Origin of the sequence: Vibrio sp. 10N.222.52.B7, from assembly GCF_041474275.1 — a bacterium.
Lineage (GTDB): Bacteria > Pseudomonadota > Gammaproteobacteria > Enterobacterales > Vibrionaceae > Vibrio > Vibrio crassostreae_C.
The window spans coordinates 52,355-73,326 of record NZ_JBFRTU010000011.1 but is presented as its reverse complement, the minus strand read 5'-3'; the positions used below and the strand labels follow the sequence as shown (position 1 = coordinate 73,326).

The following is a 20,972-nucleotide window of genomic DNA, read 5'->3' as shown; positions in this document are numbered from 1 at the left end:
TATTGACGTAACCGCTTTGAGCTAGAGCGTACTAGTTTGAAGAATCCCCCGAAAATTCAAACTGGTAACAGGTACTGTAGTTATATTCTTGTTCAGGCTTGAGAATACAACTGTCCTGCTTCCACTCTGGGTGGTTAGGAGAGTCAGGTAAGAACTGGGTTTCTAGCGCCAAACCAGCGTAGTCTTCATAGCTGCCACCACTTCGGTTTGGTGTGCCACCAAGCCAGTTTCCGGTGTATAGCTGCATCGCAGGTTTGGTTGAAAATACTTTTAGTGTGACGAGCGCATCCGGTGAGGTTACGGTCGCGGCGCATTGAGTGCGTTTGCAGCCATCAGCCAATAAGAAAGAGTGGTCGTAACCCTTTGCTGCTTTCTGCTGTTCATCGCCCAACAAACGCTCTGAGATCATCATAGGCTGATTGAAGTCAAAGCTGGTCGATTTCACTGATTTAAGGTTACCTAACGGAATACCCACCGAATTGGTCGGCAAGAACTGATTAGCATTGATACTGACAATGTGTGACAAACAATCGTGTCCAGCTTCAGCGCCAAGTAGATTGAAGTACGCATGATTCGTTAGGTTGACTACAGTCGGCTTGTCTGTGGTTGCAGAGTAATTAATGGACACTCGATTGTCTTCGGTGATGTCATAACGTACCGACACATTCAAATTCCCCGGGAATCCTTGGTCGCCATCAGCAGACTCTAGACTGAACACCACTGACGTTTCGGTTTGCTCGGCAATATTCCAACGGCGTTTATCAAATCCGTTCGGGCCACCATGTAAGGTATTGCCCGCTTGGTTGGTTTCCAGCTTGTAATTCTGACCATCAATTTTGAAACGACCATTAGCAATGCGGTTAGCATAACGGCCAACGGTTGTGCCCATATAGCTGGCTTGTTTATCGAAGTTCTCCATTGAGTTAACACCCAACAACACTTCTCTTTTGTTTCCCTTTACTGGCAGGATACAGCTCAACCATGTTGCACCAATATCCATGAATGTCACTTGAATGCCATGCGTATTTGATAGCGTCACTAACTGAGCGGGTTGGCCATCATAGGCTGGAGTCTGCGCCATGGATTGATGCAGGTTTTGCTCTTGTGTCATTCTAAATTCCTTCTAGTGCCAGTAAAAAGCCTCTACCTGAAGTAAAGGCTTTAGCATTTGGCCTACCATGATCTTTTTACTTGGTAAGCTCTATATTAAGTCTCGAAGCCGTTAGATTACTTCAACTAAGCCTGCTCCGTCTTTCGCTTGGCACACATAAATAGATTCTTTTAGCCCCGTCGCCGCTTGATATTTCTGTTCAACGGTTGTTTTGATTTCATCAACCAATGCAGGTGGAACCAATGCCACAATACAACCACCGAAACCACCGCCAGTCATACGCACGCCACCTTGTTCACCGATCACTTCTTTGACCATATCAACCAGCGCATCAATCTCTTTCACCGTGATTTCAAAATCATCACGCATTGATGCATGCGATTCAGCCATCAACTCGCCCATACGCTTCATATCATGAGTGCGTAGAGCTTGAGCCGCTTCAACAGTACGGTCATTTTCAGTAATCACGTGACGAGCACGTTTCGCGACCATTTCATCCAATTCAGACTCTTTCGCTTTGAATTGCTCAATGGTCACATCACGAAGTGCCGGAACACCAAAGATGCGCGCCGCTTCTTCACACTGTTCACGACGTGTGTTGTATTCGCTGTCGACTAAGCCGCGTTTCTTGTTTGAGTTAATGATAACCACAGCCATATCTTCTGGCATTGAAACCGCTTGAGTCTCTAGGCTACGACAATCCAATAGCATCGCATGGTTTGCACAACCTTCTGCAGAGATCATTTGGTCCATGATGCCGCAGTTACAGCCAACGAACTCGTTCTCTGCTTGCTGGCCGTTCAATGCTACTTCTGCTTGAGTGATCTCTAAGTTGTAAAGCACCTTAAATGTCTGACCAATCACCACTTCAAGTGCCGCAGAAGAACTTAAACCTGCACCTTGAGGTACGTTACCCGTTACAGAGATGTCTGCACCTGTAAATTCAAAGCCGCGACCTTTTAAGCACTTCACCACACCACGAATGTAATTAGCCCACATCTTGTCTTGTTGGAATGTGATCTCTTGAGTTAAATCGAACTCATCGACTGCATTACCGTAGTCCACTGATACTACGCGAACAATGTTGTCGTCACGCTTAGCCGCGGCGACTACCGTTTGGTAGTTAATGGCACACGGTAGAACAAAACCATCGTTGTAGTCAGTGTGCTCGCCGATCAGGTTCACACGACCTGGTGCTTGGATAATATGAGTCGCTTGGTAACCAAGGACTTGCTCAAAAGATGCTTTCACGTTTTGGATTAGGTCAGACATAAGTAAACTCTCTGGTTAAACTCTTTGTTCAATTGGTTATGGCCCCTTTACGGCACCACTTTAATTCTTTTAGATTCCCTATATCGTTCGTCGCTCACGGTAGGGAATGACAACATCAGCGACTAAACTTTTAAGCTTCTAAGCTCTTAAACTTATGGGCTTTTCATCTGCCGTCATTCCAGAATCGAGGGACGAGATATCAGGAATCTCGCTTGTTATCTACGAAGCAACGTATTACTGCTCTTTATAGTGAACGTCACTCAAATCACGCAGACGCTGCGCTGCTTGTTCTGCGGTTAAATCACGCTGAGACTCAGCCAACATTTCGTAGCCGACCATGAACTTGCGAACCGAAGCACTACGTAGCAATGGCGGGTAGAACAACGCATGCAGTTGCCAGTGATCGATGTCCGTGCCTTCTTCAAAGAACGGCGCATAGTGCCAACCCATTGAGTACGGGAATGAGCATTGGAACAAGTTGTCGTAACGACTGGTCAGCTTCTTAATCGCAAGCGCTAAATCATCACGCTGCTCGTCAGTCAGTTCGCTCATACGGCGAATGTGCGTTTTTGGTAGCAACATGGTTTCAAATGGCCACGCCGCCCAGTAAGGCACCACCGCAATCCAATGTTCAGTTTCAACCACAGTGCGAGAGCCGTCTTTCATTTCAGCTTCAACGTAATCCACTAAAAGATTCGAACCTTGTTGTTCGAAGTACTCTTTTAACAATTTCTCTTTGCGTTCAATCTCGTTGGGCAAAAAGCTGTTTGCCCATATCTGACCGTGCGGATGAGGCTGAGAACAGCCCATGGTCTCGCCTTTGTTTTCAAACGCTTGAACCCATAGGTAGTCTTTACCTAGCTCTTCAATCTGTTCATTCCATGTGTCGATAACACCGCGAATCTTGTTTAGTGGTAACTCTGGCAGCGTTTTGCTGTGGTCCGGAGAAAAACAGATCACGCGGCTCAACCCGCGAACACCTTGAGTCTTGAATAGAGGGTTATCAGACTCTGGAGCGTCAGGTGAATCAGGCATCAACGCCGCGAAGTCATTACTGAATACATAAGTGCCGTCGTAATCTGGGTTTTCGTCGCCCGAGATACGCGTATTGGTTGGGCACAAGAAACACTCTTTCTCATACGCAGGAAGCTGCGCAGTCGATGGTTTTTCATCTTGGCCGCTCCACGGACGTTTTGCGCGGTGCGGTGATACCAAGATCCATTGACCTGTTAATGGGTTATAACGACGGTGCGGATGGTCTACTGGGTTAAATTCAACTTTTGACATGTTTAGATTGCTCTCAAATTTTGTGTCTTGGTCAATTCACCAAGATGAATAATTCTTCTACAAGGAGATTCCCTATCACGCTCGTGCCTCGCTGTAGGGAATGACGTGTAATCTCGTTGTGCTATTTGTGCAAAGGCCACCACTTCATAGCCTTATGCTCATCCGTCATTCCAGAATAAAGGCACGAGATATCTGGAATCTCTATTTTTTCAATAGCTTAAAAGTTCTTTAGTAACCTTGTGGGTTATTCGACTGCCAATTCCATGTATCCGCCGTCATCTCCATCACGCTACGCGTCGCCTTCCAGCCAAGCTCGCGCTCTGCTTTTTCAGTACTTGCCCAACATTCGGCAATGTCACCTGCGCGGCGTGGGCAAAGTTCATAAGGAACCGGTTTGCCCGATGCTTGTGCGAAGGCTTCAACCATCTCGAGTACACTTGAGCCTTTGCCCGTACCTAGGTTGTAAATGTGTAAGCCCGCTTTCTCGCCAACCACTTTTAGTGCTGCGACGTGACCGTCCGCTAAATCCATTACATGAATATAGTCACGAACGCCTGTGCCATCGACTGTTGGGTAATCGTTTCCAAAAACAGCCAGTTTTTCACGGCGACCGACGGCTACTTGAGCAATAAACGGCATTAAATTATTTGGGATACCTTGTGGGTCTTCACCCATAGTGCCCGATGGATGTGCGCCAACTGGATTGAAGTAACGCAGTAAAGTGACGCTCCAGTCGTTCTCCGCGTTGAACAGATCGCTCAAGCACTCTTCCACCATATATTTGCTGCGACCATAAGGGTTAGTTGTCGCGCCAGTTGGTGAAGTTTCAGTAATCGGCACTACTTCTGGATCACCGTAAACGGTAGCCGAAGAACTAAATACGATGCTTTTCACGCCCGCTTTCTTCATGCTTCGAGCTAACACTAGTGAACCATTAACGTTGTTATCGTAGTACTCCAAAGGCTTAGCCACCGACTCCCCTACCGCTTTCAGGCCAGCAAAGTGAATCACCGCTTGGATATCGTTTTCTGAAAACACGCTATCTAGAAAAGATTGGTCACGAATGTCGCCAAGATAAAACGTTGGGCGCTTGCCAGTTAACGACTCGATTCGTTCCAGCACTAGCTCTTTGCTGTTGCAAAGGTTATCAACAATGATCGGCTCCATACCTGCCTGTATCATTTGAATGCATGTATGACTTCCGATGTAACCCATGCCGCCCGTAACCAGTACTTTCACAATCAACCTCTCTTTGTCGTCATTCGTGGGCTAACTCGAACTGACATTCAGCTCAGTAGCACCGTATGTCAGAAATAGTAGCAGCCATTTTGACTATAATTCTGTGATCAAAACCACGAAGTGTAAACGTTTACACTAACTTTCATCATTGGAACTGATCATGACATAGAGAGAACGTATAGCTGTTAACCTATAATTCATTGAATTTTAATAAGATAATTATAGACAGTTAGATTTGAGACATCACAGATGAGTTGAGCATTTATTTTACTAAAAGTTAATGCAATGACGTCCAGTTTGATTACAATAGGTCTGTAGAATAAAGAGGTGTATTGCTTTTTTACTAAATACCAATTTCAAAGCAGCGCAATGTTCCAATAACAGGAAGTGAGTATGGCAACGTTAAAAGATATCGCGACTGAAGCGAATGTATCATTGGCTACAGTTTCAAGGGTTCTCAATGAAGATCCAACATTAAGCGTCAAGGAAGAGACCAAAAGGCGTATCTTTGAAATTGCAGAGAAGTTGGAATACAAAACCAGCAGCTCACGAAAAACCGTTAGCAGTAAAAAACAAAACCATCACTTCCTAGCACTGTATAACTACAAGCAAGAAGCGGAAGTTAACGACCCTTACTATCTATCGATTCGCCACGGGATTGAAACCCAATGTGAAAAGATGGAAGTTAAGCTAACCAACTGTTATGAAAGTAAAATACAGATCAATTCAGCACCAATCACAGGTGTTTTGTTGGTGGGTAGAATGACACCAGAGGTTATCGAGCAAGCTAAAAAGCTGAGCGATAATATCTGTTATGTCGATTTTACCGATCACTCAGAACCTTATGACTCTGTCGATATCGACCTGGCTTTGATCAGCAAAGAGATCACCAACTTCTTTATCAACCAAGGCTATGAGCGCATCGGCTTTATTGGTGGCCAAGACGACGTCAATACCCCTGATATTCGTGAAGTCGCTTTTGCTGAATATGGTGGCCTCAAGAACGTTGTCAGTGAGCAAGACATCTACCGTGGTGACTTCTCTAGCTCATCAGGTTACAAGCTTGCAAAACAGATGCTCGCGACGGGCGACTACCCTAAAGCCATGTTTATTGCGTCAGATTCCATCGCAATTGGCGTTTTACGAGCAGTTCATGAGCACGGATTAAACATCCCTGAAGATATTGCGCTGATCAGTGTAAACGACATCCCAACAGCTAAATTTACCTTCCCATCTTTATCAACTGTTCGTATTCACTCTGAATTGATGGGAATTCAAGGCGTTAATCTGCTGATTGAGAAAGTACGCGACGGCCGAACCATCCCACTACGCGTCTATGTACCAAGCAAACTCAAGCTACGCGATACAACAAAATAATTAAATATATCAAATAGATAAATTAAGGCTACCTTTGTTGAAGGTGGCCTTTTTTGTGCCCGTCACATACATCAATCGACACATGTCCCCCTCTTTAACCTGCTGCATAAAACAGCCAATAGCATTCTTTTAAGTGGATCACACAGCACCGTAAAAAGACCATAAAAAACGTGATGAAGTTAAAGTAAAACGTTCTCACTAATTTCATTTAGTAAAACTTTTACTAATAATTACCTCAGTCCAAAAATACTCGTATTCACTACGACCCAATTACGCATAAGAACGTCGGTCAGCAAACTGCATTTAGACCGAGAGAGAGGCAACGTGAACAACTGGGAAAACTTCCTGAACTTACATGAGAACCGTATGGCACCGCGTGCATACTTCTTCTCATACGCATCAGAAAAAAATGCAAAAACGTTTCAGCGTGAACTGAGCAGCCACTTCCAACTATTGAGTGGCCAATGGAATTTCAGCTACTTCACCAATCCGCTATTGGTTCCTGAAGAGTTTTATTCTCAGGAAATGAGCGACTGGGGCAACATCACGGTTCCAAACATGTGGCAAATGGAAGGCCACGGCGATCTTCAATACACAGATGAAGGTTTCCCATTCCCAATTGACGTGCCTTTCGTACCATCAGACAACCCAACCGGCGCATACCAACGCTCTTTCTTCCTTGGCGAAAGCTGGGACGAAAAACAAACCATCATCAAATTTGATGGCGTTGAAACTTACTTCGAAGTTTACGTAAACGGCGAATATGTAGGTTTCAGCAAAGGTAGCCGCCTAACCGCTGAGTTCGATATCTCTAGCCAGGTAACAGCAGGCAACAACCTACTTTCTATTCGTGTGATGCAGTGGGCCGATTCAACCTACATTGAAGACCAAGACATGTGGTGGACGGGCGGCATCTTCCGTGATGTTTACCTTGTTGGTAAAGAACAACTTCACGTTCAAGACGTTACCGTTCGTACTGATTTTGACGACGCTTACCAAAGCGCGACCCTTTCGTGCAACGTTGCTCTAGAAAACCTAGCAGCAGCGACTAACGCAACTCTTGAGTACGCATTGCTTGATGGCAGCCAAGTTATCTCCCAAGGCTCTGTAGATAGCTTAAGTGTCGATGGCAATACGAGTACTCAATTCTCTATTGATGTGGTTAACCCTGTCCAATGGAACGCTGAGAACCCTTACCTATACCAACTGCTGCTTACGCTGAAAGATGGTGACGGCAAGGTGTTGGAAGTGATTCCACAGCGCGTTGGTTTCCGCGACATTAAAGTTCGCGATGGTCTGTTCTACATCAACAACAAATACGTGATGCTGCACGGTGTAAACCGTCACGACAACGACCACCTAAAAGGTCGTGCGGTTGGCATGGATCGCGTAGAGAAAGACTTAGTGTTGATGAAGCAGCACAACATCAACTCAGTACGCACGGCGCACTACCCGAACGACCCACGCTTCTACGAACTGTGTGATATTTATGGCCTATTCGTTATGGGCGAAACCGATGTCGAAACTCACGGCTTTGCTAACGTTGGCGACCTAAGCCGCATCACTAACGATGCCGCATGGGAAGCGGTGTTTGTTGAACGTATCGAACGTCATATCCACGCTCAGAAGAACCACCCTTCTATCATCATGTGGTCGCTAGGTAACGAGTCTGGTTACGGTTGCAACATCCGCTCTATGTACGATGCAGCAAAAGCAATTGATGACACGCGTCTGGTTCATTATGAAGAAGACCGTGATGCTGAAGTAGTCGACATCATTTCAACCATGTACTCACGTGCTCAACTGATGAATGCCTTCGGTGAATTCCCACACGAAAAACCACGCATCATCTGCGAATACGCACACGCAATGGGTAACGGCCCGGGTGGTTTAACTGAATACCAAAACGTGTTCTACAAGCATGACGCAATTCAAGGTCACTATGTTTGGGAATGGTGTGACCACGGCATTCTAGCGCGTGATGAAGCAGGCACAGAGTTCTACAAATACGGCGGTGACTACGGTGACTACCCGAACAACTACAACTTCTGCATGGACGGTTTGATCTACCCAGACCAAACGCCAGGCCCTGGCTTGAAAGAGTACAAGCAAGTGATTGCCCCAGTGAAGCTTCGCGATTTCGATGCACAAACGGGCACCTTCACGGTAGACAACAAACTTTGGTTCTCAAACATCGATGACTACACCATCACTGCGGAAATCCGTGCTGAAGGTGAAACCATTGCTGTGCAACACATCAAGATTGAAGAACTGGCAGAAAACTCGAGCCGTGAACTGACACTTAACTTGCCACAACTTGATGAGCGCGAAGTGTTTGTCAACTTTACCGTGCGCAAGGATTCTCGTACGCCTTACAGCGAAGCGAACCACGACATCGCGGTGTATCAATTCCAAGTGAAAGAGAACACAGCACAGCTAGAAGCCTTCACTAACAACAATGCGACAGCACTGAATGTGGAAGAGTCTCGTTTAGCTTACCTAATCAAAGGCCACAACTTCGCACTGAACTTCTCGAAAGTGAACGGCAAGCTGACGTCATGGTTGGTCAATGGCGAAGAGATGATTAAGTCAGAACCACGAATCAACTTCTTCAAGCCAATGATCGATAACCATAAACAAGAGCACGATGGTTACTGGGAGCCTGCACACTTGCAAATTATGCAGGAGCACTTCCGTAGCATTGACCTTGAATGCGTTAACGTTGAACAGGTAAATGGCAAGGTAGAGATCACCACCACCAGCATCATTGCTCCACCAGTATTCGATTTCGGCATGCGTTGTGAATATCGCTACCAAGTTAATGCTGAAGGCCAATTGAACGTTGAGCTAAGCGGCGAACGTTACGGTGAGTACCCTCATGTAATTCCTGTGATTGGTTTTGATATGGGCATCAACGGCGACTTCGACCAAGTCCAATATTACGGACGCGGCCCTGAAGAGAACTACCAAGACAGCAAGCAAGCCAACATGATTGATGTGTACCAATCAACCGTTGCAGACATGTTCGAGAACTACCCGTTCCCACAGAACAACGGCAACCGCCAACACGTTCGTTGGGCTGCGCTTTCAAGCCGCGCGGGTAATGGTATTGCAGTAAAACCACAGCAAGAAATCAACTTCAGCGCATGGTTCTACACCAACCAAAACCTGCACCAAGCACAACACACCATTGAGCTAGAGAAAAGCGGTTACATCACGTTAAACCTAGATCACCAAGTGATGGGCTTAGGCTCTAACTCTTGGGGCAGCGAAGTGCTCGATTCTTACCGCGTTTACATGGACGAGTTCCGCTACGGTTTAACTCTGATTCCATTCCAAGCAGGCGATTGCGATGCGCAGCACCTAATCAATCACAACTTTGGCGATGAGTTTTTTACGGTGAATGCACCAAAAGCTCAACCACAACTGAACGAGGCATAAGCGATGATCGTTTTAGAGAACTTAGAACAATTTAAAGTCGTCTACCGCGATGGTCGTAAATGGCAACGCTGTGTAGAAGCGATTGAAAACATCGGAAACATCAAAGATGGCGTGATGTATTCAATTGGTGATTCACTGGCTTACATGATTGAAGACGGTGTGGCTCGTAACACAGAAAACTTCACCGGTAATCGTCGTTACTTCGACGTGCACTACTACCTAGAAGGCCGTGAAACGGTTGAATTCGCAGCGAAATCAGAGCTAGAGCAGATCCAAGCTTATAGCGATGAAACCGACCGCGAACACCTAATGGGGAACGGTGAAACTCGTGAGCTAGCTGAAGGCCAAGTGGCGATCTTTGACAACAATCAGGCTTACCGTTTCCACGGTGATAACCGAGTTCGAAAAGTGGTACTGAAAGTGACCATTGAAGACGGTTACTTCCTCAATAAATAAACAATAACGCTATCTATTCACAGTATGTATCGAGCCTTGCCGTTCAAGGCTCCAACATGCTGAACAAAGCCTCAATGCTTCCTCCCTACAAGGAAGCATTGAGAAATAACGACTATAATTACGTGATTCCTCGGAGGACACTATGTCTGAATCTGTACGCGGTAAGTTAGGCAAATTTGCCCTACTCTCCATGACATTTGCAGCGGTATTTAACGTTCGCAACATTGTAAACAACAACATCGAATTGGGATTGAGTTCAGCCCCTATCTTTTTGCTCGCGACCCTTATTTACTTCATTCCGTTCGTGTTCATCATTGCTGAATTCGTATCAGCAAATAAAAATTCTGAGTCAGGCATGTATGACTGGCTAAAAAAACCACTAGGCTCAAAAGCAGCCTACCTAGGTTCCTTCCTATACTGGTTCGTAAACCTTTTCTGGTTTGTATCCCTGCTACCAAACGTAATCGCCTATGCGTCTTACGCGATGTTGGGCTATGAATACGCCTTCTCGCCAGTCGTCACATCGGCTATCTCGATTGCTCTGTTTGCTGCAGCAACTCACATCTCAACCAAAGGCGCGAGCTGGCTAGGTAAGATTGCCGAGATCGTGGCCTACGGTGTATTCGCTCTGTTTGCAATCTACGTTATCGGTGCACTAATGGCACTGGGCGGCAACCATGAGCCAGTAGAACCAATCACGCTTGAAGCAATGACACCGACCATCAACTGGGCAACGCTAGGTATCATGTGTTGGATCTTCCAAGCAGCCGGTGGTGCAGAAACCGCAGCCGCTTACCTAAACGATGTTAAGGGCGGTCACAAGTCTTTCATCAAGGTTATCATTGGTGCAGGTATCGCAATCGGCGCAATGTACGCAGTGGGCTCTCTTCTAGTAAACGTATTCGTTGCTCGTGATGAACTGACCTACGCTGGCGGCATGGTTGAAATCTTCACAGGTATGGCGAACTACTTCGACATTTCACAATCTCTAACGGGTCGCTTCGTCGGTATTATCCTATTCGTTGCTATGTTCGGTTCGATGATGATGTGGACAGCAGCTCCAGTAAAAATTCACTTCTCTGAAATCCCTAAAGGTGTTTACGGCGAGAAGACAACAGAGCTTAACGAACACGGCGTGCCAGTACGTGCAGCTTGGTGGCAGTTCGCGTTTGTATTCGTGATGCTTGTGGTGAACGGCTTCGGCTCTGAATCTGTACAAGACATGATGAATACAGCAATCAATCTAACAGCAGGTACCGCAATGCTACCGCCAATCTTCATCATGGTGGCCTACTTTGTATTCCGCTTGAAACACGACGACACACCGCGTGATTTCCGCATGGGTACTCGAGTTCAAGGTATGGCAGTAGTATCGGTACTGATTGGTATCTTCATTGTGAGCATGACAGCATCGGCATTCCCGACAGGTGTTGACCTTGTTCAAGCCTTCTTCATCAACGTCTTCATGACAGCGGTATTCTCTGGTATCGCATGGTGGTGGATCTCTCGCTTTGAAAAGAAGCAAGCAGGTAAAGAAGCAAAGCTAGAAACGGCTAAGCAGTCGTAATCCAGAATCTATACATCTAGTTAAAAGCGCCTTAATTGGCGCTTTTTTTTGTTTTAAATCAGATAATTAAAATAAAAACCCCAAAAATAAAAACGGCGTTCCGTCAAGGTTTCAGTTCACGAAAAACACCAATTAATAGGTAATAAAACTCAAATAAAAACCAAGGTAAAACATTAACTAAATTTATTTACTCAAGGTCACATATTTGATCAATTTCGATTAACTTCCCGCCGCTTAATCTTTAATCTTCTTGCTGAAGAGACAAACTGATTCATATAAAGAAAGCGACAAAAAAGCCCCTACACGCCTTATAAATCGTCGCTCATGAAACAAGCAATCTCTTCAATGAACTTCTTAATCTTTAACTCTTTGTTTTGGTAATAAGTTTACTGAAATACCAAAGAAAAAAATCCCAAAGAAGTCCGATCGTAAATCTATAAAAACAACAATGAGCCAACCCTGACAAAACAAAGCGGGTGTTTGCCAAACCAACATAACAATAAAAGTGCGGCCTAGAGCCTCCCTCTCTAGGACCAAGTTATAACGATCATCAACGTGATTCACCGGAGAACATCATGTCCGAAAATAAACGCAGTACGATAGGCAAATTTGCCCTACTGTCTATGACCTTCGCGGCGGTATACAGCTTCAATAACATCATTAATAACAACATCGAGATCGGCCTTTTCTCGGCTCCGATGTTCTTTCTAGCAACCATCTTTTACTTTGTGCCATTTTGTTTGATCGTTGCAGAGTTTGTGTCACTGAATAAAGACTCTGAAGCGGGTGTTTACTCTTGGGTTAAAAGCTCTCTAGGCGGCCGCTGGGCGTTTATTTCAGCTTACACCTACTGGTTTGTTAACCTGTTCTTCTTCACCTCTCTGCTGCCTAGAATCATCGCTTACGCGTCGTATGCGTTCTTAGGTTTTGAGTACATATTCACGCCAATGACCACCGCAATTCTAAGTACTATTTTGTTTGCGGTCGCGACTCATATCTCGAATAACGGTGCGAAATTACTGGGCCCTATCACCTCACTAACATCATCACTGATGCTGCTGCTAACGATGTCTTACATCTTGCTATCTGGCGGTGCTTTGGTAGGCGGTATCGAGCCAGCTGACCCAATCACCATTGAAGCCATGACACCAAGCTTCAACTGGGCATTCCTTGGCGTAATCACTTGGATCTTCATGGCGGCAGGCGGTGCAGAATCGGTCGCGGTTTACGTTAACGACATCAAAGGCGGTCACAAGTCTTTCGTTAAAGTCATCATCATTGCCGGTATCTTCATCGGTGCGCTTTACTCGGTAGGATCTGTGTTAGCAAACGTGTTTGTTTCGCGTGAAGAGCTTAAATTCACAGGCGGCTCAGTTCAGGTATTTGAAGGGCTAGCAAGACACTTTGGCCTGTCTGAAATCTTGATGAACCGTTTCGTTGGTGTGGTTTCATTCACGGCGATGCTGGGCTCTCTGCTGATGTGGACGGCAACACCCGTTAAGATTTTCTTCTCTGAAATCCCTAAAGGTATCTTCGGTGAGAAAACGGTCGCTCTAAACAAACAAGGCGTTCCAGAGCGTGCGGCTTGGATTCAGTTCTTGATTGTGATTCCACTGATGTTCATTCCGACACTGGCGTCCGATACGGTTCAAGATCTGATGAGTACCATTATCAACATGACAGCTGCAGCATCGATGTTGCCACCGCTATTCATCATGATCGCGTACCTTAATTTACGTTTGAAGTTGGATCACTTACCTCGTGATTTCAGAATGGGCTCACGTATGACAGGCATTACCGTGGTCTCGATTCTGATCGGCATTTTCACTGTTGGCTTCTTTGCGTCAACCTTCCCAACAGGTGCTGACATCATTACTATCATCTTCTACAACGTGGGCGGGATTGTTATCTTCCTTGGCTACGCGTGGTGGAAGTACGGAAAATATGAAAAAAGCTTATCTCCAGAAGAGAAAAAACTAGAAGCAAAGCCTGAACCGGCGAACGCTTAGCTTTACCCTACACTCTGATTGAAAGCTTAAGGCACTTACATTTAAACTTCAGGCACTCGCATTTGGTGAGTGCCTTTTTATTTGTCGGTACATTCCCACTCAACACCTAAATTTCACCAAAGCCTTCAAGAAAGAAGACATTCGAGTCAACAATCGAACCGCCTATAAAGTAATTCACCAACTGAATAGCTATCACCCTAGCCATACCTCTGCAAATTCAACTGAAAGTCAAAATAAAAACAAAGTAAATATTTACTAAAAATAGATCACACTTTTAAACTTAATTAATTTTAAACATCAAAATTATCATTAATATTGGTTTTGCGATCGTAAGTAACCTGACCAATACGCCTTGAAGAGCACCCCATATTAGAAGTCAGAACTGCTTGCGAACCTTCATTTATAACCCCGACACAGAAGTGATTAAAATGAAAAGTAGTTTTACTAAAAACACTCTTATTACAAGCTGTATTCTTGCTGCCTTAAGTACCACTGCCCACGCGGAAGAGTCCGCAGCAAACCACAGTGATACTCAGCCTCCTCAGACAGAAACTGAAACCCTATTTAACTTTTATGGTGAGCTTGGCCTTGGTGGTCACGTGGCACTCGAAGGTGATGATAAAGGCCGCTACGCAGACGGTACTTACATTGAAGCTGGCTTGGCTATCGAGCACGGTAATTGGTTTGGTCTTGCTTATATGGAGGGCTGGACAGTACAAGCCGATGACGAAGGCAATGCTTGGGCAACGGGCCACGGCTGGGGCGGTTTTGAAGGTGGTTTCAACCGCTTTTACGCTGGCTACCGCACAGATAACAAAACAGAATTCATGATTGGTCGTATGGACTCTTCATTAGATGACGTTCAATGGTGGGGTGACCCTACGGTTGAATACGGCTACGCGATCTCAAACACGCGAGACGTGCACCTTGGTGTGAAGATTCAAAACCTAGAAGGCAAGCTTCGCTACAGCGTTTCTTTCGCGCCAGAGTCTGACTTCTCGGAAGACGATGCTCTTGTTCACTTCGGTAAATACGACAGCTTCGCAGACCAATGGAAAGATAAGAACGCCATGGTCAATGGTTACCTTCAATACGATCTGACCGACGACTTAACCCTAATGGGTGGTGGTGAAGTTCGTAACAACGATGGTGGTGAACTATTGCTATTGGGTGCTGAGTACAAAAACTTCGCCACTCGTGTTTGGCACGATACAGATAAAGGCAACCAAGAGTCTTTCGGTAGCGAGTCTGGTATTCAAACCAGTGCATGGTACGAAGCGGCACAAGGCGTTTACCTATCTGCAGCCTACAACTACGCAAACTTTGACGGTGACAATGGCGACAAAGAAATCACCTCTTACATCAATGCTGGCGTTTGGTATGAATACGGCAACGGCGCGTTTGCGACTGCTTTCGATAGCCGCTTTGGCGTAGGCAGCGACACTGAAATCGGCGACGCTCAGGTGTTCGCAATGCAATACTTCTACTGGTAATAACAGGAATTGATCATGAAACTGAATAAATCATTCGCAGCTCTCGCTATCGGTGCAGCCCTTGTCGTTACTGGTTGTGCTTCAAACTCAATCTCTGGCTCAGGCTCAGGCTCAGGCTCAGGCTCTGACACAGAGCAACTGCAAGCCAACGAATTTAAGAACGTTATCGACCGTACTGGCTCACCTGAATACATGCGTGACTACGACTTCGATGACCACCAACGCTTTAACCCATTCTTCGACCTAGGTGCATGGCACGGTCATCTGCTGCCAGACAGTGCAGAAGGCATGGGCGGATTCCCAGGTACAGCACTGCTTACCGAAGAATATATCAACTTCATGGCTGATAACTTCGACCGCCTAAGCGTGTTCAAAGACGGCAAAAAAGTGGCTTTCACTATGGAAGCTTATAGCCTACCGGGCGCATTGGTTCAGACGCTAAAATCTGACGATGTGACCGTAGAAATGACGATGCGTTTTGCTTCAAACCGTACCTCTCTGCTAGAAACAAAAATCACTACCGACTCACCGGTTGAATTAGTGTGGGATGGTGAACTGCTAGAAAAGACGCACGCCAAAGAAGGCGTGGCACAAACCGACAAAACAATCGCTGAAACTTACCCTAAATATGACCGTCAAATCGTCGCAACCGACGATGGCCTAAAGGTGACCTTCGGTAAGGTTCGTTCGACATGGGATCTACTGACTTCTGGTGAGTCTGAATACCAAGTTCACAAGTCGATTCCAACGAAAACCACGGTTGATGGTTTAGCGTTTACTTCAACGGCAAACATTGAAGCATCGACGACTATCTACACCACATACTCGCATGTTCTAACGGCAGAAGAAGCGCAAGCGGAACAGCCTGAAATCAAAAAGATCATGGCAAACCCTACCGACTTCTTAGCCGCATCAGCAGAACGTTGGGAAGGCTATCTTGAGATGGGTTTAACCAACCCGAACGCGACACCAGAGCAAGAGCGTGTTGCGGTTAAAGCGATGGAAACCCTAAACGGTAACTGGCGTGGCGCTGCAGGTGCGATGGAGTTTGACTCTGTGACACCATCCGTGACGGCGCGTTGGTTCTCGGGCAACCAAACTTGGCCTTGGGACACATGGAAGCAAGCCTACGCAATGGCTCACTTCAACCCAGATGTAGCGAAAGATAACATCCGCGCGATGTTTGCCTACCAAATTCAAGCTGACGATCCTGTTCGCCCTTGGGATGAAGGTTACGTGCCAGATCTATTGGCTTACAACCTAAGCCCAGAACGTGGCGGCGACGGCGGTAACTGGAACGAACGTAATACCAAACCAAGCCTAGCTGCATGGGCCGTGATGGAAGTCTACAAGACCACCAGCGATGAAGCTTGGCTAGAAGAGATGTATCCAAAGCTAGTGGCTTACCACGACTGGTGGCTACGCAACCGTGATAACAACGGCAACGGTGTTCCAGAATACGGCGCAGCACGCGACAAAGCACACAACACACCTGAAGGTGAAATGTACTTCACCGTGGTTCGTGGCGATAAACACGAAACAGTCGTAGGCCAAGCTGAACTGGATAAAGTGGTAGCAGAAGGCAACTACGATTACATCGAGAGCCCAGCTCAAACCGCTGCGTCTTGGGAATCAGGTCGTGATGATGCAGCAGCCTTCGGTTTCATCGATAAAGACCAGCTAGACGCGTACGTTGCTAACGGTGGCAAGCGCAGTGATTGGGATGTTGAATTCGCTCAAAACCGCGCTGAAGACGGCACTTTGCTTGGCTATTCATTGCTGCAAGAGTCCGTTGACCAAGCAAGCTACATGTACAGCGATAACAAGTACCTAGCAGAAATGGCTGACATTCTAGGTAAAGACGCAGAAGCGAAAGAGTTCCGTGAAAAAGCAGAGCACCTATCGAACTACATCAACACCTGTATGTTCGACGAAGGCACTAACTTCTTCTATGACATTCGTATTGAAGACAAGCCTTTAGCCAATGGCTGCGCAGGCAAACCGATTGTCGAGCGTGGTAAAGGCCCTGAGGGTTGGTCACCACTGTTCAACGGTGCAGCAACACAAGCTCACGCTGATGCCGTGGTCTCTGTGATGAAAGATACCTCAGAGTTCAACACCTACGTTCCACTGGGCACAGCAGCGCTTTCTAGCCCAGCATTTGGCCCAGATATTTACTGGCGTGGACGTGTATGGGTAGACCAGTTCTACTTCGGCCTAAAAGGTATGGACAGCTACGGCTACCGTGACGATGCGATTGAAATGGCAGGCGCATTCTTCGACCACGCCGATGGCTTGGTACAAGACGGTCCTATCCGTGAGAACTACAACCCGCTAAACGGTGAACAACAAGGTGCTCCAAACTTCTCTTGGAGTGCTGCCCACCTATACATGTTATACAACGATTTCTTTACTGACGCAGAGTAAGTAAAAACCTATACCTGTCTTCTGAAATTCAATGAAAATCTAACCTCATAAATTTCAGACTTTGGCACTCAGTTTCTCGCTGAGTGCCTTTTTTATACTTGAAGCCAAATAAGCGAAAAAAACAAGCATTTAGATCATTTGGCCTACTATGATCCTTTTACTCAATTCGCTGCACGTTAGCCTTTATCACCACAATGGAAGCGCACCTGATAATGGTAATGCTCTTTCAATAATTTGAATTCATCATGGACACTTGGCGTCCACGAGTCATCACCGCCAACCCCCATATGGAAGCCATCGACATAAACAAACAGCTGTTCTTGTTCGGTTAAGTCACAAGTATGTTTTGCCTTCTGTAGCTGCTGTAACCCAAAACGACTGACTGAGAAATGGAAGTCTCCTTGCAATTCGAATGCACCCACTTTTGCCTCACGAACATCACAACGTAAGCCGCAATCAGAAGGGAAAATATACGGGGTATGCATTTGTTCAATACTTTGCTGATATAGCCCCATATGTGCGGACATCTTTCGATCTGGGTAGTTTTCGTGTGGCCCACGACCAAACCATTCCACCCCATCAGGCACATGCTTCAAAGCAAACTCAAATCCGACTCGTGGCAGAGACGGCAAACCTTTCGCCGCTTGAACATCCACATCTAATTTGACCTCACCATCGGCAAATAATTGGTATTGCCAAGTCGACAACAAACGAACCTGATCTTCCACCGTGTGGGCAATTCTTGCAGTCACCGACACCCTATTTTTCTGAGTGATGGATGAAAATTCGATGCACTCTGGAGTGAGCCTATCTAACCTCATCGCCTGCCAGCGTGCGATCCATGAATTGGGGTCTACACGGTTTGCTTCACTGACACCGATATCGTTGTCTAATGGTGCACGATAAAAGTTATCTCGAAGGCCACTAGCAAGTTGTTCCACCCCTTTGATTTTCCAGCTTTCTAATGTCCCAGACAATCTGTCGAACTCTACTTGATAAGCATCACCAATCACCGTCAGCAGCATATCGGTTTCAGTCACTTTCGGTGGGTATTGTGAAAGGTTAGCATCCAACATCAATTGCGGTTGAGTCGGTAAGCTAAGCTGTTCAATCGCCGTCACATGACCTTTATCCGCCCATGCAGTATTGGTGTTTAATACCACTTCGAGATTAAGGTAATTAAGTACGTTGGCCGTCTTCGGAATAGTTACACCATCAAGCTCAATCTGCACACTGGATTGAGCTTCAACAAACAGTTCAATACTGCCATGACATTGAACAATTCCATCTTGAGTTATATTCCAATTAAGCGTTTCGACAGACTCTGAATCAAATAAATACTCACTAGCAATCTCAATCACCAGTGGTGATGCAGAAACCAGCTTGAATTGATAAAACTGCTGTGCTTTTTTCACTTCATGTAGCGTTGGGTGCACCGTCCTGTCTGGGAATACCAAACCATTAATGCAGAACTGGCGATCATTAATCTCGTCGCCGAAATCACCACCATAGCCCCAATATTGTTTGCCGCTCGAATCGGTTTTGGTGATCCCTTGATCGACCCAATCCCAGATAAATCCGCCCTGTAATCTTGGGTTGTCTCTAAACGCCTGCCAGTATTTATCAAAGCTACCGAGACTGTTCCCCATTGCATGGGCGTACTCACAGAGAATAAGAGGACGATGCTCGTTTGGTAGAGCGATAGCTTTACGAATACCCACGCGAGGTGTCACCTCAGGTTGACTCTCAACCACAGGTAAATCCCAATCAACCCGCGCATACATAGGACATAAAATGTCTGTCGCTGCTGTATCTGCCCCGCCACCTTCATACTGAACGGGACGTGTTGGATCAGTTTGTTTCACCCATTGATACATCGCATGGTGATTGCGACCAATACCCGATTCATTACCCAGCGACCAAATGATCACGCTGGCGTGGTTTTTATCGCGCTCCACCAGCCTTGTCATTCGCCTCATGTACGCATTCAACCATGACGCATCATCGGATAAACGGCACATCGGAAATTGACCATGAGTTTCCACATTCGCTTCATCAACCAGATACAGACCATACTCATCACATAGTTCATACCACAATGGATGATTCGGATAATGAGCGGTTCTAACGGCATTGAAGTTATTTTGTTTGAGCAGTTTGATGTCTTGAATCATCCCCTCTCGAGTCATGGTGTGCCCCAATTCAGGGTGATGTTCATGACGATTGACGCCACGAATCAGCAACGGTTTTCCGTTAACTTTTAGCAAACTATCGGTAATTTCAACACTTCGAAAGCCGACATCGTAAGCCTCACAATCGATTAGCTCGTCATGTTCATCGAGCAATGACACCACACAGCGATATAAGTAGGGTGACTCGGCACTCCACTTGTTCGGGTTCACCACTGAAATGCGGTGTTCTGCGACTTCAGACCACGGCCCTTTTTCATCGACATAACGCTCACCAAAACCCACGATTTGAGGTTCGAAAACCAACTGTCCTTGAGCATCATAAAGTTCAGCTTTCAGCTTATAGCAGCTTTCTACATCATTGCTGTGCTTGGTTATTTGCGTAGAAATATTTAAAACCGCATCGCGATAGCAAGCATCTAGCTGAGTATCAATACCAACATCCTCGATTGCGACCTTGGGCTTTCTCAATAAAGTCACATCACGGAATAGGCCGCTGAGCCACCACATGTCTTGGTCTTCAAGATAAGAACCATCAGACCAACGCAGCACCATCACTACCAGCGTGTTCTCGCCCGCTTGCAAGTATTCAGACACGTCAAATTCAGCCGGTAATCGACTGTCTTGCGAATAGCCAACCCACTTGCCGTTGCACCACAAATGAAATGCAGAATTCACGCCGTCGAAGGTCAGCCTATGGGTATCTAATAACTCCGGTTCCGTGCAGTTAAAACGCGTTCGGTAGAGCCCTGTCGGATTATCGCTAGGGACGAAGGGAGGGTTATCAGCGAAAGGATATTTCACATTGGTATAGATCGGTTTATCAAAGCCTTGCATCTGCCAGTTGCTTGGCACTGAAATCGACTTCCATGAAGAATCATCAAAATGTTCCGATACTACCTCTTCGCAAACCAACTCTGGTGAATCGAACAGCTGAAACTTCCAAGTCCCATTGAGAGACATAGTGCTCGACGAGTTCTTCGTCATAGCCTCAACCAACGAGGTGTAACTATTTAAAGGAGCATGAGCCTCAACAACATTATGATGGGTGATATGTTGATTTTCCCACTCACGGGCAGAGATGATTTGAGAGAAAGTTCTCAT

The 20,972-nt window shown here is 46.1% G+C and carries 12 protein-coding genes; 7 read left to right on the top strand and 5 right to left on the bottom strand.

Features of this window, described 5'->3' with window-relative positions; genetic code table 11:
• Positions 1-31: 31 nt before the first annotated feature.
• The 4 genes from galM to galE form a co-directional block, all read right to left on the bottom strand.
• Complete coding sequence (gene galM, locus AB4512_RS04365) at positions 32-1,111, bottom strand: galactose-1-epimerase (protein ID WP_017063325.1); 1,080 nt, start codon at positions 1,109-1,111, stop codon at positions 32-34.
• A gap of 111 nt (positions 1,112-1,222) precedes the next feature.
• On the bottom strand, positions 1,223-2,383 hold the full coding sequence (galK, locus tag AB4512_RS04360) for a galactokinase (RefSeq protein ID WP_372174526.1): 1,161 nt from the start codon (positions 2,381-2,383) through the stop codon (positions 1,223-1,225).
• 234 nt (positions 2,384-2,617) lie between these two features.
• Positions 2,618-3,670 (bottom strand): UDP-glucose--hexose-1-phosphate uridylyltransferase, encoded by a 1,053-nt coding sequence (locus AB4512_RS04355; RefSeq protein WP_372174524.1) that lies wholly within the window; start codon positions 3,668-3,670, stop codon positions 2,618-2,620.
• 228 nt (positions 3,671-3,898) lie between these two features.
• Entirely contained in the window at positions 3,899-4,909 is a 1,011-nt protein-coding gene (gene galE / locus AB4512_RS04350; protein ID WP_017070355.1) for a UDP-glucose 4-epimerase GalE, read from the bottom strand.
• A 393-nt stretch (positions 4,910-5,302) separates the two neighbouring features.
• Here galE and ebgR point away from each other — a divergent pair, with 393 nt between their 5' ends.
• The 7 genes from ebgR to ygjK all read left to right on the top strand — a co-directional run bounded on the left by ebgR (position 5,303) and on the right by ygjK (position 17,679).
• Positions 5,303-6,286: a transcriptional regulator EbgR gene (ebgR, locus tag AB4512_RS04345; RefSeq protein WP_017069515.1), complete on the top strand. Its 984-nt coding sequence runs from the start codon at positions 5,303-5,305 to the stop codon at positions 6,284-6,286.
• A gap of 324 nt (positions 6,287-6,610) precedes the next feature.
• Entirely contained in the window at positions 6,611-9,727 is a 3,117-nt protein-coding gene (gene ebgA, locus AB4512_RS04340; protein WP_372174522.1) for a beta-galactosidase subunit alpha, read from the top strand.
• Positions 9,728-9,730: 3 nt separating this feature from the next.
• On the top strand, positions 9,731-10,183 hold the full coding sequence (locus AB4512_RS04335; protein ID WP_017066026.1) for a beta-galactosidase subunit beta: 453 nt from the start codon (positions 9,731-9,733) through the stop codon (positions 10,181-10,183).
• Between the two features lie 142 nt (positions 10,184-10,325).
• Positions 10,326-11,750 carry an amino acid permease gene (locus AB4512_RS04330; RefSeq protein ID WP_017063320.1) on the top strand — a complete coding sequence of 475 codons (1,425 nt, stop codon included), beginning with the start codon at positions 10,326-10,328 and terminating at the stop codon, positions 11,748-11,750.
• Positions 11,751-12,325: 575 nt separating this feature from the next.
• Positions 12,326-13,759 carry an amino acid permease gene (locus tag AB4512_RS04325; RefSeq protein ID WP_372174521.1) on the top strand — a complete coding sequence of 478 codons (1,434 nt, stop codon included), beginning with the start codon at positions 12,326-12,328 and terminating at the stop codon, positions 13,757-13,759.
• 428 nt (positions 13,760-14,187) lie between these two features.
• Positions 14,188-15,252 (top strand): protein YgjJ, encoded by a 1,065-nt coding sequence (gene ygjJ / locus AB4512_RS04320; protein WP_004734431.1) that lies wholly within the window; start codon positions 14,188-14,190, stop codon positions 15,250-15,252.
• 15 nt (positions 15,253-15,267) lie between these two features.
• Complete coding sequence (gene ygjK, locus AB4512_RS04315) at positions 15,268-17,679, top strand: alpha-glucosidase (RefSeq protein WP_372174520.1); 2,412 nt, start codon at positions 15,268-15,270, stop codon at positions 17,677-17,679.
• A gap of 176 nt (positions 17,680-17,855) precedes the next feature.
• On the opposite strand, the gene AB4512_RS04310 is transcribed toward ygjK, so the two are convergent.
• On the bottom strand, positions 17,856-20,972 hold the full coding sequence (locus AB4512_RS04310; protein WP_372174518.1) for a beta-galactosidase: 3,117 nt from the start codon (positions 20,970-20,972) through the stop codon (positions 17,856-17,858).